We start from the raw sequence: 21,253 nt of genomic DNA, 5'->3' as shown, positions 1-21,253 counted from the left end.
ATGTCAGTAAGAAAATTAAAACCGATCACAGCAGGTCAGCGATTTAGAGTAGTTAATGGATTTGACGCCATTACTACTGATAAGCCGGAAAAGAGTTTACTCGTTCCGAACAAGAGATCTGGTGGTAGAAACAGTCAAGGAAAAATGACCATGCGCTATATTGGTGGTGGTCATAAAAGAAAGTATCGTGTTATCGATTTCAAACGTAACAAAACTGGAATTCCAGCAGAAGTGGCGTCTATCGAGTACGATCCAAACAGAACAGCATTTATCGCTCTTTTGAATTATCAAGATGGTGAGAAACGTTACATGATTGCTCAAAATGGTTTACAAGTTGGGCAAACTGTAGTTTCAGGTGCTGAAGGTGTTGCTCCAGAAATTGGAAATGCAATGCTACTAAAGTATGTTCCTCTTGGTACTATCATTTCATGTATTGAATTGCGTCCTGGACAAGGAGCAATTATGGCAAGAAGTGCTGGTTCATTCGCACAGTTAATGGCGAGAGATGGAAAATTCGCATCTATTAAATTACCTTCTGGTGAAACACGTTTAATACTTGTAGAATGTATGGCAACTATTGGAGCTGTATCTAACTCTGATCATCAATTGACTGTATCTGGTAAAGCAGGTAGATCAAGATGGTTGGGTAGACGTCCACGTACAAGACCTGTAGTTATGAACCCTGTCGATCATCCAATGGGTGGTGGAGAAGGTAAGTCTTCTGGTGGTCATCCACGTTCTAGAAATGGTATACCTGCTAAAGGTTATAGAACCCGTTCTAAAACAAAAGCGAGTAATAAATATATTGTAGAACGTAGAAAGAAATAATTGAGATAATATGGCACGTTCATTAAAAAAAGGACCTTACATCCATTATAAATTGAGTAAAAAAGTTGAAGAGAATGTAGCTTCAAACAAAAAATCGGTTATCAAAACGTGGTCTAGAGCCTCTATGATTTCCCCGGATTTTGTTGGACAAACTATAGCTGTTCACAATGGTCGTCAATTTGTACCAGTTTTTGTAACTGAGAATATGGTAGGTCACAAATTAGGAGAATTTTCACCAACACGATCTTTTAGAGGTCATGCCGGTGCTAAAAATAAAGGTAAAAAATAAGTAGAGCTATGGGAAGTCGTAAAAAACAAATGGCAGACGCTATTAAGGAAGAAAAAAAGCACATCGCTTTTGCAAAGCTTAATAACTGTCCTACATCACCGAGAAAGATGCGCTTAGTTGCGGATTTGGTTAGGGGACAAAAAGCTGAAATGGCTCTAAATATCTTAAGATTTAGCCCTAAAGAAGCATCTCGTCGTTTAGAGAAGTTGGTGCTTTCAGCAATTGCCAATTGGCAAGCAAAAAACGAAGATGCAAGCATTGAAGATGCAGGCTTGTTCGTTAAAGAGATCAGAGTAGATGGTGGCGCAATGTTGAAAAGATTACGTCCAGCACCTCAAGGTCGTGCACACAGAATTAGAAAACGTTCTAACCACGTTACCGTGGTTATTGGAGCAATCAATAACACACAAGCTTAAATAGAGATATGGGACAAAAGACAAATCCAATCGGAAATCGTTTAGGAATTATCAGAGGATGGGAATCTAACTGGTACGGTGGCAATGATTATGGAGATAAACTTGCTGAAGACGATAAGATTAGAAAATATGTTCACGCTCGTTTATCTAAAGCAAGTGTGTCAAGAGTAATTATTGAGCGTACGCTTAAACTTGTAACCGTTACTATCACAACTGCAAGACCTGGTATCATTATCGGGAAAGGTGGTCAAGAGGTAGACAAGTTAAAAGAAGAGCTTAAGAAAATTACAGATAAGGAAGTTCAATTGAACATCTTCGAGATCAAGAGACCAGAATTGGATGCCTTTTTAGTAGCATCTAGCGTTGCTCGTCAAATCGAGAATCGTATTTCTTACAGACGTGCCATCAAAATGGCAATTGCTGCAACAATGCGAATGAATGCTGAAGGGATCAAGATTCAAATTAGTGGGCGTTTAAACGGTGCTGAAATGGCACGTTCTGAACACTACAAAGAAGGAAGAATTCCATTATCGACGTTTAGAGCTGACATTGACTATGCTTTAGTTGAGGCACATACTACTTATGGTAGATTGGGTGTTAAGGTGTGGATCATGAAAGGTGAAGTGTATGGTAAGAGAGATCTTTCACCGCTTGTTGGATTATCCAAAAAACAAGGCGGCAAAGGAGGATCTGATGCGCCAAGACGTGGTGGGAATAATAAACCCCGTCGTAGAAAGTAATTTTTAAAGTTAAAGAAAAATGTTACAACCTAGAAAGACAAAATTCCGTAAGCAGCAAAAAGGCCGCATGAAAGGAAATTCCGGTAGAGGACATGAACTTTCAAATGGAATGTTCGGTATAAAATCGGTACACGAAACGGGAATGTTTTTAACATCTCGTCAAATTGAGGCAGCTCGTATTGCAGCTACACGTTTTATGAAAAGAGAAGGGCAACTTTGGATCAAAATATTTCCAGACAAGCCTATCACCAAAAAGCCTCTTGAAGTACGTATGGGTAAAGGTAAAGGTGCTGTAGAATATTGGGTAGCTGTAGTGAAGCCAGGTAGAATTATGTTTGAAGTAGGTGGCGTGCCATTGGACGTTGCAAAAGAAGCATTACGTTTGGCAGCTCAAAAATTACCTGTAAAAACAAAATTCTTAATCGCTAGAGATTACGAAGCTTAATACATAGATATTATGAAGCAATCAGAAATTAAACAGCTTTCTACAGCTGAATTACAAGATAAGTTAGGTGAAACTAAAAAGAGTTATGCTGACCTGAATATGGCACATGCAATCTCACCTTTAGAAAATCCGATTCAATTACGCAACGTGAGACGTTCTGTAGCAAGAATTGCAACCGAATTAACTAAAAGAGAAGTACAATAATTTGTATTCCGCTGAAAGATGGAAAAAAGAAATTTAAGAAAAGAACGTATAGGCATTGTTACAAGTAACAAAATGATGAAATCCATTGTGGTTTCTGAAGTTAAGAAAGTAAAACACCCTATGTATGGAAAATTCGTGTTAAAAACGAAGAAATACGTTGCACACGATGAGACAAATGACTGTAACATTGGAGACACCGTAAAGATCATGGAAACACGACCTTTAAGTAAATCCAAATGTTGGAGATTAGTAGAAATAATTGAAAGAGCGAAGTAATTATGTTACAACAAGAATCAAGATTAAAAGTAGCTGATAACACTGGAGCAAAGGAAGTTTTGACTATCCGCGTTCTAGGTGGTACTAAAAGAAGATATGCTTCTGTAGGTGACAAGATAGTTGTTTCTGTAAAAGATGCAACGCCTAATGGTAACATCAAAAAGGGAGCTGTTTCTACAGCTGTTGTTGTACGTACCAAAAAGGAAGTAAGACGTCCAGACGGATCTTATATCAGATTTGACGACAATGCTTGTGTACTTTTAAATCCGCAAGGAGAAATGAGAGGCACACGTGTTTTTGGACCTGTTGCAAGAGAACTTCGTGATAAGCAATTCATGAAAATTGTATCATTGGCACCTGAAGTGCTGTAAAAACGCAGAACGCTGCGTTTCAACAGCTAATCGTTGCAAAAAAAAATAAAGATGATGACAAAGTTTAAAATAAAATCGGGAGATACAGTACAAGTAATTGCTGGAGACCATAAAGGTACCGAAGGCAAAGTTGTAAAGATCTTAAAAGATAAGAACAAAGCGATTGTAGAAGGCGTGAACATGGTTAAGAAACATACTAAACCAAGTGCACAAAGCCCTCAAGGTGGCATTGTAGAGAAAGAAGCGCCTATTCATATTTCCAACCTATCACTCTTGAGTGGTAAAGGTGAAACCACCCGTATTGGTTATAGAATGGAAGGCGATAAAAAAGTGAGATTTTCTAAAAAATCAAATGAAGTAATTTAGTTATGGCTTATATTCCAAGATTAAAACAAGAGTACAAGGACAAAGTAGTTTCTGCTCTTACAGAAGAATTCGGATATAAAAACGTAATGCAAGTTCCTAAACTTCAAAAGATAGTAATATCTAAAGGAGTAGGTGCTGCAGTTGCCGATAAAAAGTTAGTAGACCACGCTGTGGATGAGTTGACCAAAATTTCTGGTCAAAAAGCCGTAGCAACGTTATCTAAAAAAGATATCGCAACGTTTAAGTTACGTAAAGGAATGCCAATTGGGGCTAGAGTTACATTACGCGGTGAGCAAATGTATGAGTTTCTAGACCGTTTGGTAACATCGGCATTACCACGTGTAAGAGACTTTAACGGTATCAGAGCTACAGGTTTTGACGGTAGAGGTAACTATAACCTAGGTATTGTTGAGCAAATTATCTTTCCAGAAATAGATATTGATAAAGTTAACAATATTTCAGGAATGGATATTACCTTTGTCACAACGGCTCCTACAGATAAAGAAGCAAAATCGCTATTAACAGAATTAGGTTTACCTTTTCAAAAGAACTAAGATATGGCTAAAGAATCAATGAAAGCCCGTGAGGTGAAAAGACAAAAAATGGTAGATAAGTACGCAGAGAAACGTAAGGCTTTGAAAGAAGCTGGAGATTATGAAGCGTTACAAAAGTTACCAAGAAATGCATCACCAGTGCGTTTGCACAACCGTTGTAAATTAACCGGAAGACCAAGAGGATACGTACGTATCTTTGGAATCTCTCGTGTTATGTTACGTGAAATGGCAAACCAAGGCTTGATCCCAGGAGTTAGAAAAGCATCCTGGTAGAAACGCAACACCTTGCGTTTCTGATATAACGCGATTCATCGCGTTGTAAAGATGCGAAATTTCGCATCTCAGTAAGAGTATGAACTGGATATAGGTTTGGGGAGAACCAAAAACCATATCCGAAATTTAATATAAATGACTACAGATCCAATCGCAGATTATCTAACACGAGTTAGAAATGCAGTAATGGCCAACCATAGAGTTGTCGAGATTCCTGCATCAAATCTGAAAAAAGAAATCACTAAAATATTATTCGACCAAGGGTATATTTTAAGTTACAAGTTTGATGACTCTTCAGTACAAGGCACTATCAAAATAGCGCTTAAATACAATAAAGAGACTAAAGAGCCTGTCATCAGAAAAATTCAAAGATTAAGTAAACCAGGTTTACGTAAATACGCAAGCTCTAGTGAAATGCCAAGAATCCTTAACGGACTTGGAATTGCAATTGTGTCAACTTCTCACGGAGTTATGACTGGAAAGCAAGCGCATAAAGAGAATGTTGGTGGTGAATTATTGTGCTACGTTTACTAAAAAAGGAGAGATATGTCAAGAATAGGAAATAATCCAGTAGCAATCCCAGAAGGGGTTACAATAGACGTCAAAGACAACGTAATTACTGTAAAAGGTAAATTGGGTGAGTTGACTCAGAAATTTGAAAGTGTTGAAATTACTGTAAAAGATGGTGAAGTGTCAGTAGCACGTCCATCAGACAGTAAAGAAGCAAGAACTAACCACGGTCTTTACAGATCATTGGTAAAGAATATGGTTGAAGGAGTATCTCAAGGCTGGACCAAGCAATTAGAATTGGTTGGTGTTGGTTATAGAGCTTCAAACCAAGGACAAAAATTAGATTTAGCTTTAGGGTTTTCTCATAATATTGTTTTAGAAGTAGCTCCTGAAGTTAAAGTGGAGACCATTTCTGAAAAAGGGAAAAATCCAATCATAAAGTTAACTTCATACGACAAACAATTGGTAGGTCAGGTGGCAGCGAAGATTCGCGGGTATAGAAAACCTGAACCATACAAAGGAAAAGGTGTTAAGTTTGTAGGAGAAGTATTAAGAAGAAAAGCAGGTAAATCAGCATAATCGTATAGTTATGGCATTGACAAAAAATCAAAAGAGATTAAGAATAAAAAACAGGATTCGTAAGGTTGTTTCTGGAACAGAGACAAGACCTCGTTTGGCTGTATTTAGAAGCAATAAAGAAATTTATGCTCAAATTATCGACGATGTAACTGGTAATACTATTAGTGCTGCATCTTCAAGAGATAAAGACATTAGTTCTGCAAAAGGAACCAAAACAGACATTGCCACGTTAGTTGGTAAAGCTGTAGGAGAAAGAGCTTTGAAAGCTGGTGTTGAAACTATTTCTTTTGATAGAGGTGGGTATCAATATCACGGAAGAGTAAAATCATTAGCAGATGGTGCTAGAGAAGCAGGACTAAAATTTTAAGACATTATGTATCAAAAATATAAAAACGCAGAATTAGTAAAACCTAGTGGGTTAGACCTTAAAGATCATCTTATAGGTGTACAGAGAGTTACTAAAGTTACTAAAGGTGGTAGAGCATTCGGTTTTTCTGCTATTGTAGTAGTTGGAGATGAAGCTGGAGTTGTAGGACATGGTTTAGGGAAATCTAAAGATGTGGCTACGGCAATTGCAAAAGGCATTGAAGACGCTAAGAAAAATTTAGTGAGAATTCCTATCAAAAACAAAACATTACCACACGAACAAAAAGGTAAGTATGGTGGTGCAAGAGTAAATATCATTCCAGCTTCTGAAGGTACTGGAGTTATTGCTGGTGGTGCTGTAAGAACGGTTTTAGAGGCAGTAGGTGTACATGATGTATTATCAAAATCTCAAGGCTCTTCAAATCCTCATAACGTAGTTAAAGCGACTTTTGATGCTTTGTTGCAATTAAGAGATGCAGGATCTATAGCTAGAGAAAGAGGTATTTCACTTACAAAAGTATTTAACGGATAAATGAGTATGGAGTACGAAGTATTAAGTACAAAGTAACAAGTGATTTTCAATGCACTTTGCGCTAAATTCTTAATACCTAATACTAACTACTTAATACTATAAAAAAATGGCAAAGATTAAAGTAAAAAAAGTAAAAAGTGCTATCAACCGTACACAAACGCAAAAGAGGATTTTAGAATCTTTAGGTTTGCGTAAAATGAATCAGGTTGTTGAGCATGATGACACGCCAAGTATCCTTGGAATGATTAATAAAGTTCAACATTTAGTTTCTGTAGAGGAAACAAAATAATACAGCAGAATAATGGATTTAAGTAATTTAAAACCGGCTGAAGGGTCAGTTAAAAATCAAGGCAAAAGAATAGGTAGAGGACAAGGTTCTGGTAAAGGTGGTACTGCAACAAAGGGTCACAAAGGTCAGAAATCTCGTTCTGGTTATTCTAAGAAATTAGGTTTTGAAGGGGGTCAAATGCCACTTCAAAGACGTGTGCCTAAGTTTGGATTTACAAATATCAATCGTATAGAATATCAAGGTGTCAATCTTGATAAACTACAACAATTGGTAGATGGTCAAATCATTACAGACACTGTTGATTTTGTGACGTTATTAGAACTAGGGGTTGTAAACAAGAATGATCTTGTTAAAATCTTAGGTCGTGGCGAATTGAAATCAAAATTAAAAGTTACTGCTCATAAATTTACCGCTTCAGCAAAAGCTGCTATTGAAGCTGCCGGAGGAGAAGCTGTAACTTTATAAGACCTTTTAGAGAATGAAATTTATAGAGACTTTAAAAAATGTTTGGAAAATAACAGAACTAAAAGATCGAATCATGCTTACGCTTGGCCTTCTTTTAGTTTATCGTTTTGGTGCACAAGTGGTTTTACCAGGTATTGATGCAAGTCAGTTAGGTGCTTTGGCCAGTAATACGGATCAAGGTCTTCTAGGACTTCTTAATGCTTTTACAGGTGGAGCTTTCGCGAATGCTTCGGTATTTGCCTTAGGTATCATGCCATACATTTCGGCTTCAATTGTCGTTCAATTAATGGGTATTGCCATTCCTTACCTTCAAAAATTACAGAAGGATGGGGAAAGCGGACGTAAAAAGATCAATCAAATCACACGTTGGTTAACTATTGGGATCTGTTTGGTGCAAGCACCAGGATACTTGGCTAGTTTACCAGCATTAGGTATTCCTTCATCGGCATTTTTATTGGGTACAGGAACCATGTTCTACGTGTCTTCAGTAATTATTTTGGTAACCGGTACTGTATTTGCAATGTGGTTGGGTGAAAAAATAACTGATAAAGGTATCGGTAACGGTATTTCTTTATTGATTATGGTAGGTATCATTGCTCGTATGCCCGCGTCATTTGTTCAAAACTACGCCTCTAGATTAGAAGGTGGTGGTAACGGCGGATTGATGATGGTGCTTATTGAATTGGTCATCTGGTTCGTTATCATTTTACTATCAATTATGTTGGTCATGGGTGTTCGTAAGATTGCTGTGCAATATGCGCGCCGTACTGCTTCTGGTGGTTATGAAAAGAATGTATTTGGATCAAGACAGTTTTTACCTTTAAAATTAAATGCTTCTGGTGTTATGCCAATCATTTTTGCTCAGGCAATTATGTTTGTACCAACATTGGTGGGTAAAGGATTAGGTGAAGGTGCTGTTGGCGTTTGGTTACAAACTAACTTCTCCGACATCTTCGGCCTTTGGTACAACATTGTATTTGCGTTATTGATCATTATCTTTACGTACTTCTACACCGCTATCACTGTACCAACAAATAAAATGGCAGATGATTTAAAACGTAGTGGTGGTTTTATACCGGGTATTAGACCAGGAACTGAAACCTCTGAGTACTTGGACAAGATTATGTCTCAAATAACTTTACCTGGGTCTATATTTTTAGCGTTGATTGCTGTGTTCCCAGCGGTTGTAGTTAAATTGATGGGCGTACAGCAAGGTTGGGCATTGTTCTTTGGAGGTACCTCATTATTGATTATGGTAGGTGTTGCAATTGATACGATGCAACAAGTCAATTCATATTTGTTGAACAAACACTATGATGGCTTAATGAAAACTGGCAAAAATAGAAAAGCAATAGCTTAATATTATTATGGCAAAACAAGCATCAATAGAACAGGACGGATCGATTATAGAAGCATTATCCAATGCGATGTTCCGTGTTGAATTAGAAAATGGACACATAGTCACAGCGCATATTTCTGGTAAAATGCGTATGCACTACATTAAACTGTTACCAGGAGACAAAGTAAAATTAGAAATGAGCCCTTATGATTTGTCTAAGGCTCGAATAACTTATAGATATTAATAAATAGAACAGATGAAACCGACAGTTCCATCTGACCAATAAAAACCAAATAACAGGAACAGATGAAACCGAAGGTTCCATTTGACAATTAAAAATAAATAACAGGAACAGATGAAAGTAAGAGCATCAGTTAAAAAAAGGAGTGCTGATTGTAAGTTAGTACGTCGAAAAGGAAGACTTTACGTCATTAACAAAAAGAATCCTAGATTCAAACAAAGACAAGGTTAATTATGGCAAGAATTGCAGGTGTTGATATACCAAAACAGAAAAGAGGAGTAATCTCTTTAACTTACATCTACGGGATAGGTGCAAGCAGAGCAAAAGAAATTTTAGCACAAGCTAAAGTTGATGAAAACACAAAAGTTCAGGATTGGACAGATGACGAAATCAGTAATATTCGTGAAGCTGTAGGTGTCTTTACTATTGAAGGTGAGTTGCGTTCAGAAATCCAAATAAACATCAAGCGTTTAATGGATATTGGATGTTACAGAGGTATTCGTCATAGAGCTGGACTTCCTTTAAGAGGTCAACGCACTAAGAACAACTCTAGAACTAGAAAAGGTAGAAGAAAAACTGTTGCTAACAAGAAAAAGGCAACTAAATAAAAAATAGTCTTTAGTCTTTAGACGTTGGAAAGAATCTGTTTGAAATTTAACGGTTTAGGATTCTAGCGACTATAAACTAATACTAAAAACTAAAAAAAAATATGGCAAAGGCAAGTACAAAGGTTAAAAAACGTAAGGTTATTGTTGAAGCAAACGGAGAGGCACACATTGCCGCTTCATTCAACAACATCATTATTTCTTTGACAAACAAAAAAGGTGATGTCGTTTCTTGGTCATCAGCTGGTAAGATGGGCTTTAGAGGTTCTAAAAAGAATACTCCATACGCTGCCCAAATGGCCGCTGAAGATGCTGCAGCAGTAGCAAGAGAAGCTGGACTGAAGAAAGTAAAAGTTTATGTAAAAGGACCAGGTAATGGTAGAGAATCTGCTATCCGTTCTATTCATAATGCAGGTATTGAAGTAACAGAAATTATTGATGTTACCCCATTGCCACATAATGGATGTCGCCCTCCAAAACGTAGACGTGTATAGTTTATAACGTATCTCTAACTAATATCAACTGTTTTAAATGGTTGATATTAGTTTTTTATGTGTAAATTTGCAAATTGAAAAAAATAACAAACAAGTATTAACGAGAGATCACTGTCTATCGAAGGATAAGTTTAAGACCTTAATTCATAGACACTCTCATAAATTAATTTAAGAAATGGCAAGATATACTGGTCCTAAAACTAAAATAGCCCGAAAATTCGGTGAAGCTATTTTCGGAGATGATAAAGCTTTCGAAAAAAGAAACTATCCTCCTGGTCAACATGGTGCAAACAAGCGTCGTGGAAAAAAATCTGAATACTCCCTCCAGTTAATGGAAAAGCAAAAAGCTAAATATACTTACGGTATTTTAGAAAAGCAATTCAGAAACATGTTTAAAAAAGCAACTGCTGCACGTGGTATTACTGGTGAAATTTTGCTACAATTATGTGAGTCTCGTTTAGATAACGTGGTTTTCAGATTAGGCCTATCACCTTCACGTAGTGGAGCACGTCAATTGGTTTCTCACAGACACATCACTGTTAACGGAGAATTCGTAAACATTCCTTCTTACCAATTAAAAGCAGGCGATGTTGTTGCCGTAAGAGAGAAATCTAAATCTCTTGATATTATTCAAAATTCATTATCTAACTCTAGCACTGTTTATGAGTGGATGACATGGAACAATGAAACTAAACAAGGAACTTTTGTTGCTGTACCTGAAAGAGTTCAAATTCCAGAAAATATCAACGAACAATTTATCGTTGAATTATACTCTAAATAATAAATTAATCATATTGGTGTTTAGCCAAAGGGTTTATTAGTCTTCTTCAAACTTATATACCGCGCAACTAAATAACAATTAAAACGAAGAATAATATGGCAATTTTAAATTTTCAAAAGCCCGACAAAGTCATCATGATCGATTCAACTCCTTTTGAAGGGAAGTTTGAGTTTAGACCTCTTGAACCTGGCTATGGATTAACTGTAGGTAATGCTTTAAGAAGGGTTTTGTTGTCTTCTTTGGAAGGATTTGCTATTACATCTGTTAGAATTGAAGGTGTAGATCATGAGTTTTCCACAATTGCGGGTGTAGTTGAAGATGTTACTGAAATAATTTTGAACTTAAAGCAAGTTAACTTTAAGCGTCAAATAGACGAAATTGATAACGAAACTGTTACTATTTCCATTTCAGGACAAGATCAAATTACTGCTGGTGATTTCCAGAAATTCATTTCAGGCTTTCAAGTGCTTAACAAAGATTTGGTCATCTGTAATTTAGATTCCAAAGTAAGCATTAATATGGAGTTGACTATTGAAAAAGGTAGAGGCTATGTTCCTGCTGAAGAGAATAAAAAAGCTTCTGCACCAATTGGAACCATCTTTACAGATTCAATTTATACACCAATAAAAAATGTGAAATACGGGATTGAAAACTTCCGTGTTGAGCAAAAGACAGATTACGAGAAATTGGTTTTTGAAATCCAAACGGACGGATCAATCAATCCTAAGGATGCCTTAACTGAAGCGGCCAAAATTTTAATCCATCACTTTATGTTATTCTCTGATGAGCGTATCACTTTAGAAGCTGATGAAATTGCACAAACTGAAACTTATGATGAAGAATCCCTTCATATGAGACAGCTATTGAAAACCAAATTGGTTGATATGGATCTTTCTGTACGTGCATTGAACTGTTTAAAAGCTGCAGAAGTTGATACTTTAGGAGACTTAGTATCTTTCAACAAAAATGATTTAATGAAATTCAGAAACTTCGGTAAAAAATCATTAACGGAGCTAGAAGAACTAGTCAATGTTAAAGGTTTGAACTTCGGAATGGATTTAAGTAAATATAAATTAGATAAAGACTAGTAGATTTACGATTGTTGATTTACGATTTTAGATTAAAGAAATCGTAATTCTTAAATCAAAAATTAATAAATAACCCATCATAATTTGCTCTCCGACGAACGGATATTGTAGCAAGATGATGTAAACAAAAATGTCATGAGACACGGAAAAAAAGTAAACCATTTAGGTCGTAAAACCGCACACAGAAAATCAATGTTGGCAAACATGGCTTGTTCTTTAATTGAGCACAAGCGTATCAACACAACTGTTGCAAAAGCAAAAGCTTTAAAGCAATTTGTTGAGCCATTGATTACTAAGTCTAAAGAAGACACTACACACAACAGACGTATTGTGTATGGCAGAATCAGACAAAAAGAAGCGGTAGCTGAATTGTTCAGAGATGTTGCACCAAAAGTTGGCGATCGTCCAGGAGGATACACACGTATCATCAAATTAGGAAATCGTTTAGGTGATAACGCTGATATGGCAATGATTGAATTAGTAGATTTCAATGAAATTTACAATGTAGATAAGCAACCTAAAAAGAAAACAACCCGTAGAGGTCGTTCTAAAAAATCTGATGCTGCTGTCGCGCCTGCCGCTGCTCCAGCTGTTGATAAAAAAGCAACCAACGAGGAAGAAGAATAAATGGGTGTACATTTATAAATATAAAAAGGATAAACATTTTAGTTTATCCTTTTTTTTATGCAATTTTGCCAAACTCTTTTCGAATTATGAAATATAATAAACGACAAAAAGCCATTATTCTACTTTCAGATGGCACAATTTTCCACGGTAAATCAGTGGGCAAAGAAGGTTCAGCCTTTGGAGAAGTTTGTTTTAATACCGGTACCACTGGATACCAAGAAATTTTTACAGATCCTTCCTATTATGGGCAATTAATGGTAGCTACTAATGCACATATTGGTAACTATGGTACACATTCAGAAGAAGTAGAATCAGACGCGATAAAAATTGCAGGGTTGATTTGTAAGAATTTTAGTTATAACTATTCAAGACCAGCAGCTGAAGGATCTCTCGAAGATTTTTTTGATAAGAATAATCTTTTAGCAATTTCAGATGTTGATACGCGTGCCTTAGTTACCTATATTAGAGAAAATGGAGCTATGAATGCGGTCATATCTACAGACGTAGATAATATTGAAGGTTTAAAAAAACAGTTGGCAGAAGTCCCCGATATGAATGGATTGGAATTGGCCTCTAAAGTCAGTACCAAGGAACCTTATTTTGTAGGCGATGAAAATGCAACCTATCGTATTGCAGCGCTAGACCTAGGGATTAAAAAGAATATTCTCAGAAATTTTGCTAAACGAGACGCCTACATCAAAGTGTTTCCATACAATGCCAGTTTTGAGGAAATGAATGCATTTAATCCAGACGGCTTCTTCCTTTCAAACGGTCCTGGAGATCCAGAGCCTTTGGAAAGTGCGATTTCTTTGGCTAAAGAAATAATCGATCGTAATTTGCCGTTATTCGGTATTTGCCTTGGTCATCAAGTTATTGGGTTGGCTAACGGAATTTCAACCTACAAGATGCATAATGGGCACAGAGGTATCAACCATCCAGTAAAGAATCTATTGACTGGTAAGGGCGAAATTACTTCCCAAAATCATGGTTTTGCAATTAATAAAGAAGAAACAGAGCAGCACCCAGATTTTGAAATTACACACCTTCATTTAAATGATCATACTGTAGCAGGGATGCGTATGAAGTCTAAAAATTGCTTTTCGGTACAATACCATCCAGAAGCAAGTCCAGGACCACATGACGCCTCTTATCTATTTGATCAATTTATAGAAAACATAAAAAATAAATAATGATAAAACCTTAAAAAAACATCACATTTCATGAGGTTTTCTTATAGCGCAATCATTATCGCTTATTTTAAATGGAAATCTCAAGGCGTGTTGGAACTTTTGGGGGAACTATTTCGTAAATTAGCAAGACGATGGCGGCACGGTAAAGCTTTGGGTTTTCGGTGTCTTATCAATTTAAAACAAACAATAACATTAAATAATAGAATACAATGAGCATCATCATCAACATTCATGCAAGACAAATTTTTGATTCACGTGGCAATCCAACAATTGAGGTGGATGTAGTAACAGAAAACGGAATCATGGGACGCGCTGCGGTACCTTCAGGCGCCTCTACAGGAGAACATGAAGCAGTAGAGCTTAGGGATGGTGGAAAAGCGTATATGGGCAAAGGTGTGCTCAAGGCCGTTGAAAACGTCAACACTAAAATAGCTCAGGAACTTTTAGGAACTTCTGTATTTGAACAAAATAAGATTGACCAAATGATGATTGATCTGGACGGTACCAAAAACAAATCAAAATTAGGTGCTAATGCCATTTTAGGAGTGTCTTTAGCTGTTGCAAAAGCAGCAGCAGGAGAGCTGGGCATGCCATTATACAGATATGTGGGTGGTGTTTCTGCCAACACACTTCCTGTGCCAATGATGAATATTATTAACGGTGGTTCACATTCGGATGCGCCTATCGCATTTCAGGAATTTATGATCATGCCGGTTAAGGCAAAAAACTTTACACACGCCATGCAAATGGGGACTGAAATTTTCCATAACCTTAAAAGGGTATTGCACGACAGAGGTTTAAGCACTGCAGTTGGAGATGAAGGTGGCTTTGCACCCAATTTGGCAGGTGGCACTGAAGACGCATTGGATACTATTAAAAAAGCGGTTGATAAAGCAGGTTACACGTTGGGTGACGATGTGATGATTGCTTTAGATTGCGCTGCCGCAGAATTTTATGTGGATGGTAAATATGATTACACCAAATTTGAAGGCGCTACTGGGAAAGTAAGAACAAGTACAGAGCAAGCCGATTACTTGGCAGAATTAGCCTCTAAATATCCAATTATTTCCATTGAAGATGGGATGGATGAAAATGACTGGGAAGGTTGGAAATATTTGACCGAAAAAATTGGAACTGAAGTGCAATTAGTGGGTGACGATTTATTTGTAACCAATGTGGAGCGTTTGTCACGTGGGATTAAAGAAGGTATTGCCAACTCTATATTGATAAAAGTTAACCAAATAGGCACCTTGACCGAAACTATTGCCGCGGTTAATATGGCGCACAATGCAGGTTACACCTCAGTAATGTCTCATCGTTCAGGTGAAACTGAGGACAATACTATTGCTGATTTAGCTGTAGCTTTAAACTGTGGACAAATTAAAACAGGTTCTGCATCACGTAGTGATCGTATGGCCAAATACAATCAATTGTTGCGTATTGAGGAAGAATTGGAGAATGTGGCCTATTTTCCACAAACCAATGCCTTTAAACTAAACTAAAACTTAAGTTTTAAAACGTAAATAAAAGCCCATTCGTTAACTCGTATTGGGCTTTTGGTATGGTAACCACTGGATATGCATCAAAATTGTAAGTAAAAGTTGTTTTGAAGGCAAGATTCTCCCAAATCTTGAACAGAATGCTCGTGGTGCTCGACAGTCTATAATCTTTTAAAGCATCCAATCGTGGTTGGTAATAACTCGTGCTGATGATGCCAATAGTTTCATTAGGATACATACTAAAAGAAAAATAAGTGCTTCCGCGGATGTCTTTATGAATTCTATGATCTTCAACTTCTGAAGCCTGTTCATATTCATACATGATTAAAGTGCCCAAGTAAAAACGATACTCCTCGTTAGACGTCAACTTGAATCGTGGTCCTACACCAATCAATCCCCTAAAATCTATTTCTGAAATCGCATCGTATTGTGCTTGCACAAAACCTTCCATTTTTATGGTTTCTGTAACTTTATGATTGTAGCGTAAATGCTGGGTGCCTTTGTTGACAAAGGATTCTCCCGCTGCTTTTTCAAACTTTAAATCATTGACAAAAAGCCATAACTCCTTTTTATTATTGTACTGAATATCAGCTTTGTTAGCAATTTTAAAGATACTGTTTTTGTTCTTAATTAAACTTGCATCCAAACTCACAGCTCCAGTCCATTTTGCAGAATCTGTCTTTCTTCTCATCGTCTCAACATTGATGACTTGTGCTTGTGCGCAAGTATAACTAAACAACATGAATAAGATATTTAAGAATCGCATAGTATAAGCTCGTTCTGAATACATAAGGTATTGATCCACCTTGAGAAAAGGAGGACGTACTTTGTAACAATTGTGGAACACAAAATTAATAAATCCTTATCAATTTGTCCCTCTTTAGCATGTTATTACATACTTTTTATAAATATTACAATTGTTAAAATGCTTGTTAAGTTACTTTCTAAATCCTGATATATTTCGTAAATTCGTGACTATCTTATCAGATACAAAATTCAAAACAAACTTATAAATATATATGTCAGACAAAGCTACATTAGAAATAGACGGTAAAACATACAAATTCCCACTGATTGTAGGCACTGAAAACGAAGTCGCCATTGATATCAGCACGCTAAGAAGTACTACAGATAGTGTTATTACATTAGATCCGGGTTACAAAAACACGGGTTCTTGCCAAAGTGCCATTACATTTTTAGACGGTGAAAAAGGAATCTTAAGATACCGCGGTTACTCCATTGAAGAATTGGCTGAAAAGGCAGATTTTCTTGAAGTAGCGTTCTTACTTATTTTTGGTGAATTGCCTACTAAGGCGCAATTGGCTAAATTCCATTCAGATATCAAAGCACAATCTGTTGTAGATGAAGATATCCGGAAAATAGTAGATGCATTTCCTAAATCAGCACATCCAATGGGTGTTATTGCATCACTTACCAGTGCCTTAACAGCGTTCAATCCATCTTCAGTTAATGTAGATTCTGAAGAGGATATGTACAAAGCTATTTGTAAAATATTAGGTAAATTTCCAGTATTAGTAGCATGGACATTCCGAAAGAAAAATGGTTTGCCATTAGATTATGGTGATAAGAATTTAGGTTATGTAGAGAATATTTTAAAAATGATGTTCAAACAGCCTAATGAAGATTATAAAATGAATCCAATTGTATTAAATGCTTTGGATAAATTATTGATTTTACATGCTGATCATGAGCAAAACTGCTCTACATCTACAGTAAGAATTGCAGGTTCATCACATGTTGGATTATTTGCATCGCTTTCAACAGGTATTTCTGCACTTTGGGGGCCACTTCACGGTGGTGCCAATCAAGCTGTGTTGGAAATGTTGGAAGGTATTAATGCCGATGGTGGAGATACTGATAAATACATGTCAAAAGCTAAAGATAAAGAAGATCCATTCCGTTTGATGGGCTTTGGGCACCGGGTGTACAAAAATTTTGACCCTAGAGCTAAAATTATCAAAAAAGCTGCTGATGAAGTATTAAACGATTTGGGTGTGGAGGATAAAATCCTAGAAATAGCTAAAGCCTTAGAAAAGGAAGCGTTGCAAGATCCTTACTTTGTTGATCGTAAGTTATATCCTAACGTCGATTTCTATTCAGGAATCATCTACAGAGCAATGGGCATCCCAACAGATATGTTTACGGTTATGTTTGCGTTAGGACGTTTACCAGGTTGGATTGCACAATGGCGTGAAATGAGATTAAATAAGGAGCCAATTGGAAGGCCGAGACAAGTTTATATTGGTGAAACATTACGGTCTTTTAAAACGATTGAAAAGCGTTAAAATAAGTTTATTAATGCATAAAGCTTCATTGTAACGATGGAGCTTTTTTTATACGATAGATGATGCTAAAACTAAATATTAAAAACGAAACCTCCCGATTAAGGGCCGTTGTTTTAGGGACAGCCGTTAGTAATGGCCCAACCCCAGAAATAGGAGAAGCTTATGATCCAAAATCTTTAGAACATATCAAAGCAGGGACGTACCCCATAGAAGCAGATATGATAAAAGAAATGGAGGCTGTGGCTGAAATTTTCAAAAAACATGGCGTTGAAGTGTACCGCCCAGATCAGATTAATGACTACAACCAAATTTTTGCCAGAGATATTGCTTTTGTGATCGATGACCTTTTTATCAAGGCCAATATTCTACCGGACAGAGAGCAAGAGTTAGATGCCATCCAATATGTAATTGATCAAATTGATCCTGATAAAATTATTCGGCCTCCAGAAGAAGTTCATGTGGAAGGTGGTGACGTCATGCTCTGGAATGACCATATCTTTATTGGTACTTACAAAGGCAGTGATTATAAAGATTATATTACGGCTCGTACTAATATTGAAGGGGTAAATTATTTAAAGGAATTATTTCCCCATAAAATTGTGAAGGAATTTGATTTGGTGAAATCAAGAATTGAACCAAGAGATAATGCCCTGCATTTAGATTGTTGCTTCCAACCCGTAGGGAAAGACAAGGGCATAATTTATAAGAGTGGGTTTAGGGAAGAAAGCGATTATTTGTATTTGGTTAATTTGTTTGGAAACGAAAATCTATTCCACATTACCCGTGAGGAAATGTATCATATGAACAGTAATATATTCTCTATATCAGAAGATATCGTTATTTCGGAACGGAATTTTACACGTCTAAATACTTGGCTTCGTGATCAGGGTTTTACAGTAGAAGAAGTGCCTTATGCTGAAATAGCTAAACAAGAGGGCTTATTGCGATGCAGTACAATGCCCTTGATAAGAGATTAGGGTGATTATTTCTAATCATTATTGTCCGATAAAGAATTAAGATCGCTGCGCTTATAGTCCCGATAACTATCGGGAAAAGAACAAAGACTTGATTGTAACTGACTGCTAAACAGTCGTTATTCTAAATTAAATTTGCCCGATCACTCTAAGTGAAATTAGTTTCAAAAACAAGGTGTCATTTTTAAGTTCTCGAACCAGATCATGCTTTAAGGGGGTTTGCAAACTTTTTACCTGTTTTACCGAACACTGATGATTTCTAATTAGAAAAAGCTGGGATAGAAAGGAAATTTTTTTTGTTTCAGTTTTTTTGTTTGCTGATGTCTCTAGTTACACAACAAATTTAGCGGACGTTAAAAGAAGTACACAGCAGTACAGCATAAAGTTGTAGCTGATATTTTCCGACATATAAAAGTAAATCAAAAGCCCGAAATCTATCAAACGTATATGCTAAGGGTAGTATGGATAAATCCAGTATCATCTTGAAAAAACACAAGTGCGGTAAGTGCAATGATGTTACTCGTGATGAAATAGGAGGGGGAAGTCAGAATGTTTTTCTTTTTTCAATCTTTGAAGAACGCATCGCCTAAAAACAATTTAACAGGAAAAGAATAAATACTTATAATAATAGCGATCGCTAAATATACCGTCACAGGCATGACGTTCTTAGCTGTTAAAAAATAGAGTACACTTATGAATAATTTTAAAAGGTAATCCTTCCTGATGAGGGTTTTATAATCCATAAAGTTATTTTACAAATTTAGGTGTCAAGCAAAGTTGAAATTAGTCGCTCCGAGCATCTAAGATATAAAATAAAGAAGATAGTGGAATGCAAAAATCTTGTAGTAAAAATTGATTTTTATTTCCCGTATAAGAAATAATTATTCACCAAATCAATATAGATGCGTTTGGCCTCATCTTGAGACACGCTTTTTATCTGAAAGAGAGCGTTAGTCTTAAACGCATTGATGATGGGCTTCTTGCCCCTAGGGCCAGAGTAGTCATTGGTAGCCTTTTTGTAATAGGCATAAAGACGTAGCAACAAATCAGCAGGGAAAGCTCCTGTATAGCTATTGATGCGGTCTACAGCCTCATGGAATTCAATATCTAAGTTGTCGGGAGTCATTTTGTTTCGGCAATCACAGTCATTCCACCTTTCACTTTTTGATTAAGTGCTACTTTTATATCGGCATCTAGCGGTAAAAACAAATCTACTCGAGACCCAAATTTTATAAAACCTGAATCTGTTCCTTGAGCTACTTCAGTATCTACTTTGGCATAATTGACAATGCGTTTTGCCAAGGCGCCAGCAATTTGACGGTATAAGACTTGACCAAAAAATTCATTTTCTACAACTACGGTGGTACGTTCGTTTTCTTCACTGGCTTTAGGATGCCATGCTACTAAATATTTTCCAGGATGGTATTTGCTATACAACACTTTCCCGCCGATAGGGTAGCGTGTTACATGGACATTTATTGGAGACATGAATACAGACACCTGAATGCGTTGGTCTTTAAAAAATTCATTTTCAAAAACTTCTTCAATTACCACAACCTTTCCGTCTACCGGAGATAAGACATGATGGTCATGGAGTGAGCCAATACGCTTCGGGTTTCTAAAAAACTGAAGGATGATGATAAAAAATGCTAAAACGACAAGCATTAAAGTGGTTCTGAGCCAAGGTAACAAGACAAAATAATCAATGCCCATAATGGCTATAACAACTAGTGCAATAGAGATCATGACTATTTTATGGCCTTCTTTATGAAACATAGGGGAACAATCTTAAAAATAAATATAAAAATGGTGCTGCAAAAATAATACTATCTAATCGATCTAACAAGCCGCCATGCCCAGGCATGATGACACCGCTGTCTTTTACACCAGCTTGCCTTTTGAACTTTGATTCAATCAAGTCGCCTAAAGTGCCAAAAACACTGGCAATGATAGCCAATATAAGCCAGTGTGTAAAATCTAATTCTCCCGTAAGCCTGGAAATAAAATAACTGGCTAAACAGGCAAAAAATAGACCCCCTAAGAAGCCTTCAAATGTTTTCTTTGGAGACACACTAGGAAACAGCTTTTGTTTGCCAAAATTCTTTCCTACAATATAGGCTCCGGTATCATTAACCCAAATCAGGACAAAACAGCCTAATAATAACATAGGCGTAAATTCTTTGCCATTGTTGGCAATCATGATCAAAAATATAAACGCACTTGTTAGATAGAATGTTGTGAGAATAAAGCGTTTTGATTCAAACAGAGGGATTGTTTTTTCTGAAAACAAATCCTTGATTAAAAATAGCTGCACAAATATGGTAATGGTTTGTAAAATTTGGATGGCTTCATTAAAACCAGTATCTGTTTCAGGAATCAGCGCCCAAATACTAAAACCAAGGTACATTATTGTAAAAACAATGTACGGGGCTTTGCTTTCTAGCTGGATTAATTTTTTAAACTCAGCCATACAAATAAGGCCAAAAAGAAAAAAGAGAACCACCAGGGCATATTGCCAGTAGATGGATAGTATAAGCAATGAGATATAGATAGCGCCAGAAATGGCTCTTGTGCTAAGTTCTTTCATCTGTGAATCTTAAGTTGGT

General features: G+C 36.6%; 33 protein-coding genes. 29 read left to right on the top strand and 4 right to left on the bottom strand.

Going from position 1 to position 21,253, the window contains the following annotated elements; translation table 11 throughout:
• The 27 genes from rplB (at nucleotide 1) to eno (ending at nucleotide 15,370) form a co-directional block, all read left to right on the top strand.
• Nucleotides 1–828 (top strand): 50S ribosomal protein L2, encoded by an 828-nt coding sequence (gene rplB, locus JEM65_RS11820; RefSeq protein ID WP_199599724.1) that lies wholly within the window; start codon nucleotides 1–3, stop codon nucleotides 826–828.
• Between the two features lie 10 nt (nucleotides 829–838).
• Nucleotides 839–1,117 (top strand): 30S ribosomal protein S19, encoded by a 279-nt coding sequence (rpsS, locus tag JEM65_RS11815; RefSeq protein ID WP_199599722.1) that lies wholly within the window; start codon nucleotides 839–841, stop codon nucleotides 1,115–1,117.
• A gap of 8 nt (nucleotides 1,118–1,125) precedes the next feature.
• Complete coding sequence (gene rplV / locus JEM65_RS11810; protein ID WP_199599720.1) at nucleotides 1,126–1,533, top strand: 50S ribosomal protein L22; 408 nt, start codon at nucleotides 1,126–1,128, stop codon at nucleotides 1,531–1,533.
• 8 nt (nucleotides 1,534–1,541) lie between these two features.
• On the top strand, nucleotides 1,542–2,273 hold the full coding sequence (rpsC, locus tag JEM65_RS11805) for a 30S ribosomal protein S3 (RefSeq protein ID WP_199599717.1): 732 nt from the start codon (nucleotides 1,542–1,544) through the stop codon (nucleotides 2,271–2,273).
• Nucleotides 2,274–2,292: 19 nt separating this feature from the next.
• On the top strand, nucleotides 2,293–2,718 hold the full coding sequence (gene rplP / locus JEM65_RS11800) for a 50S ribosomal protein L16 (RefSeq protein WP_199599715.1): 426 nt from the start codon (nucleotides 2,293–2,295) through the stop codon (nucleotides 2,716–2,718).
• Nucleotides 2,719–2,730: 12 nt separating this feature from the next.
• Nucleotides 2,731–2,922: a 50S ribosomal protein L29 gene (rpmC, locus tag JEM65_RS11795; protein WP_027126039.1), complete on the top strand. Its 192-nt coding sequence runs from the start codon at nucleotides 2,731–2,733 to the stop codon at nucleotides 2,920–2,922.
• A gap of 18 nt (nucleotides 2,923–2,940) precedes the next feature.
• Entirely contained in the window at nucleotides 2,941–3,198 is a 258-nt protein-coding gene (gene rpsQ, locus JEM65_RS11790; protein ID WP_066436347.1) for a 30S ribosomal protein S17, read from the top strand.
• Between the two features lie 2 nt (nucleotides 3,199–3,200).
• Nucleotides 3,201–3,569: a 50S ribosomal protein L14 gene (gene rplN / locus JEM65_RS11785; RefSeq protein ID WP_027126041.1), complete on the top strand. Its 369-nt coding sequence runs from the start codon at nucleotides 3,201–3,203 to the stop codon at nucleotides 3,567–3,569.
• A gap of 54 nt (nucleotides 3,570–3,623) precedes the next feature.
• A complete protein-coding gene (gene rplX / locus JEM65_RS11780; protein ID WP_199599753.1) occupies nucleotides 3,624–3,935 on the top strand; it encodes a 50S ribosomal protein L24 in 312 nt (103 codons plus the stop codon).
• A 2-nt stretch (nucleotides 3,936–3,937) separates the two neighbouring features.
• Complete coding sequence (gene rplE, locus JEM65_RS11775) at nucleotides 3,938–4,489, top strand: 50S ribosomal protein L5 (protein WP_199599713.1); 552 nt, start codon at nucleotides 3,938–3,940, stop codon at nucleotides 4,487–4,489.
• A 3-nt stretch (nucleotides 4,490–4,492) separates the two neighbouring features.
• Entirely contained in the window at nucleotides 4,493–4,762 is a 270-nt protein-coding gene (gene rpsN / locus JEM65_RS11770) for a 30S ribosomal protein S14 (protein ID WP_199599711.1), read from the top strand.
• A gap of 135 nt (nucleotides 4,763–4,897) precedes the next feature.
• Nucleotides 4,898–5,296, top strand: a complete 399-nt coding sequence (gene rpsH / locus JEM65_RS11765; RefSeq protein WP_199599704.1) for a 30S ribosomal protein S8 — start codon at nucleotides 4,898–4,900, stop codon at nucleotides 5,294–5,296.
• A gap of 12 nt (nucleotides 5,297–5,308) precedes the next feature.
• Complete coding sequence (gene rplF / locus JEM65_RS11760; RefSeq protein ID WP_199599702.1) at nucleotides 5,309–5,851, top strand: 50S ribosomal protein L6; 543 nt, start codon at nucleotides 5,309–5,311, stop codon at nucleotides 5,849–5,851.
• 10 nt (nucleotides 5,852–5,861) lie between these two features.
• Nucleotides 5,862–6,218, top strand: a complete 357-nt coding sequence (gene rplR / locus JEM65_RS11755) for a 50S ribosomal protein L18 (protein WP_199599700.1) — start codon at nucleotides 5,862–5,864, stop codon at nucleotides 6,216–6,218.
• 6 nt (nucleotides 6,219–6,224) lie between these two features.
• Nucleotides 6,225–6,749: a 30S ribosomal protein S5 gene (rpsE, locus tag JEM65_RS11750; protein WP_199599698.1), complete on the top strand. Its 525-nt coding sequence runs from the start codon at nucleotides 6,225–6,227 to the stop codon at nucleotides 6,747–6,749.
• A gap of 106 nt (nucleotides 6,750–6,855) precedes the next feature.
• The gene (gene rpmD / locus JEM65_RS11745) at nucleotides 6,856–7,038 is read left to right on the top strand and encodes a 50S ribosomal protein L30 (protein WP_199599696.1); all 183 of its coding nucleotides are present in this window, start codon (nucleotides 6,856–6,858) and stop codon (nucleotides 7,036–7,038) included.
• A gap of 12 nt (nucleotides 7,039–7,050) precedes the next feature.
• Nucleotides 7,051–7,503 (top strand): 50S ribosomal protein L15, encoded by a 453-nt coding sequence (rplO, locus tag JEM65_RS11740; protein ID WP_199599694.1) that lies wholly within the window; start codon nucleotides 7,051–7,053, stop codon nucleotides 7,501–7,503.
• Between the two features lie 13 nt (nucleotides 7,504–7,516).
• Complete coding sequence (gene secY, locus JEM65_RS11735) at nucleotides 7,517–8,863, top strand: preprotein translocase subunit SecY (RefSeq protein ID WP_199599692.1); 1,347 nt, start codon at nucleotides 7,517–7,519, stop codon at nucleotides 8,861–8,863.
• A 7-nt stretch (nucleotides 8,864–8,870) separates the two neighbouring features.
• Nucleotides 8,871–9,086, top strand: coding sequence for a translation initiation factor IF-1 (gene infA, locus JEM65_RS11730; protein ID WP_146893516.1), 216 nt, complete (start codon nucleotides 8,871–8,873; stop codon nucleotides 9,084–9,086).
• A gap of 111 nt (nucleotides 9,087–9,197) precedes the next feature.
• Nucleotides 9,198–9,314, top strand: a complete 117-nt coding sequence (gene ykgO / locus JEM65_RS11725) for a type B 50S ribosomal protein L36 (RefSeq protein ID WP_008269159.1) — start codon at nucleotides 9,198–9,200, stop codon at nucleotides 9,312–9,314.
• Between the two features lie 2 nt (nucleotides 9,315–9,316).
• Nucleotides 9,317–9,691, top strand: coding sequence for a 30S ribosomal protein S13 (gene rpsM, locus JEM65_RS11720; protein WP_199599690.1), 375 nt, complete (start codon nucleotides 9,317–9,319; stop codon nucleotides 9,689–9,691).
• Between the two features lie 101 nt (nucleotides 9,692–9,792).
• Nucleotides 9,793–10,182, top strand: coding sequence for a 30S ribosomal protein S11 (gene rpsK, locus JEM65_RS11715; protein WP_133758890.1), 390 nt, complete (start codon nucleotides 9,793–9,795; stop codon nucleotides 10,180–10,182).
• 175 nt (nucleotides 10,183–10,357) lie between these two features.
• A complete protein-coding gene (gene rpsD / locus JEM65_RS11710) occupies nucleotides 10,358–10,963 on the top strand; it encodes a 30S ribosomal protein S4 (protein ID WP_199599682.1) in 606 nt (201 codons plus the stop codon).
• Nucleotides 10,964–11,058: 95 nt separating this feature from the next.
• Nucleotides 11,059–12,051, top strand: coding sequence for a DNA-directed RNA polymerase subunit alpha (locus JEM65_RS11705; RefSeq protein WP_146893520.1), 993 nt, complete (start codon nucleotides 11,059–11,061; stop codon nucleotides 12,049–12,051).
• A 135-nt stretch (nucleotides 12,052–12,186) separates the two neighbouring features.
• Nucleotides 12,187–12,678 carry a 50S ribosomal protein L17 gene (gene rplQ, locus JEM65_RS11700; RefSeq protein ID WP_199599673.1) on the top strand — a complete coding sequence of 164 codons (492 nt, stop codon included), beginning with the start codon at nucleotides 12,187–12,189 and terminating at the stop codon, nucleotides 12,676–12,678.
• A gap of 86 nt (nucleotides 12,679–12,764) precedes the next feature.
• On the top strand, nucleotides 12,765–13,868 hold the full coding sequence (carA, locus tag JEM65_RS11695) for a glutamine-hydrolyzing carbamoyl-phosphate synthase small subunit (RefSeq protein ID WP_199599671.1): 1,104 nt from the start codon (nucleotides 12,765–12,767) through the stop codon (nucleotides 13,866–13,868).
• A gap of 209 nt (nucleotides 13,869–14,077) precedes the next feature.
• The gene (gene eno / locus JEM65_RS11690; RefSeq protein ID WP_199599663.1) at nucleotides 14,078–15,370 is read left to right on the top strand and encodes a phosphopyruvate hydratase; all 1,293 of its coding nucleotides are present in this window, start codon (nucleotides 14,078–14,080) and stop codon (nucleotides 15,368–15,370) included.
• Nucleotides 15,371–15,380: 10 nt separating this feature from the next.
• Here the strand turns inward: eno and JEM65_RS11685 are convergent, their stop codons facing one another.
• On the bottom strand, nucleotides 15,381–16,109 hold the full coding sequence (locus tag JEM65_RS11685; RefSeq protein ID WP_199599661.1) for a DUF481 domain-containing protein: 729 nt from the start codon (nucleotides 16,107–16,109) through the stop codon (nucleotides 15,381–15,383).
• Nucleotides 16,110–16,386: 277 nt separating this feature from the next.
• Here JEM65_RS11685 and JEM65_RS11680 point away from each other — a divergent pair, with 277 nt between their 5' ends.
• Nucleotides 16,387–17,673, top strand: a complete 1,287-nt coding sequence (locus JEM65_RS11680) for a citrate synthase (RefSeq protein ID WP_199599659.1) — start codon at nucleotides 16,387–16,389, stop codon at nucleotides 17,671–17,673.
• A 62-nt stretch (nucleotides 17,674–17,735) separates the two neighbouring features.
• Nucleotides 17,736–18,650 (top strand): dimethylarginine dimethylaminohydrolase family protein, encoded by a 915-nt coding sequence (locus JEM65_RS11675; protein WP_199599751.1) that lies wholly within the window; start codon nucleotides 17,736–17,738, stop codon nucleotides 18,648–18,650.
• An 856-nt stretch (nucleotides 18,651–19,506) separates the two neighbouring features.
• On the opposite strand, the gene JEM65_RS11670 is transcribed toward JEM65_RS11675, so the two are convergent.
• The 3 genes from JEM65_RS11670 to JEM65_RS11660 are packed head-to-tail and all read right to left on the bottom strand — an operon-like array spanning nucleotide 19,507 to nucleotide 21,234.
• Nucleotides 19,507–19,773 carry an acyl-CoA-binding protein gene (locus JEM65_RS11670; RefSeq protein WP_199599651.1) on the bottom strand — a complete coding sequence of 89 codons (267 nt, stop codon included), beginning with the start codon at nucleotides 19,771–19,773 and terminating at the stop codon, nucleotides 19,507–19,509.
• The gene (locus JEM65_RS11665) at nucleotides 19,770–20,423 is read right to left on the bottom strand and encodes a phosphatidylserine decarboxylase family protein (RefSeq protein WP_199599649.1); all 654 of its coding nucleotides are present in this window, start codon (nucleotides 20,421–20,423) and stop codon (nucleotides 19,770–19,772) included. The genes JEM65_RS11670 and JEM65_RS11665 overlap by 4 nt, the downstream gene beginning before the upstream one ends.
• A complete protein-coding gene (locus JEM65_RS11660; RefSeq protein ID WP_199599647.1) occupies nucleotides 20,413–21,234 on the bottom strand; it encodes a phosphatidate cytidylyltransferase in 822 nt (273 codons plus the stop codon). The genes JEM65_RS11665 and JEM65_RS11660 overlap by 11 nt, the downstream gene beginning before the upstream one ends.
• Nucleotides 21,235–21,253 lie beyond the last annotated feature (19 nt).

Source organism: Gelidibacter salicanalis (assembly GCF_016469035.1).
In the GTDB taxonomy this organism is placed as follows: domain Bacteria; phylum Bacteroidota; class Bacteroidia; order Flavobacteriales; family Flavobacteriaceae; genus Gelidibacter; species Gelidibacter salicanalis_A.
This window is presented reverse-complemented; position numbering and strand designations above follow the sequence as displayed.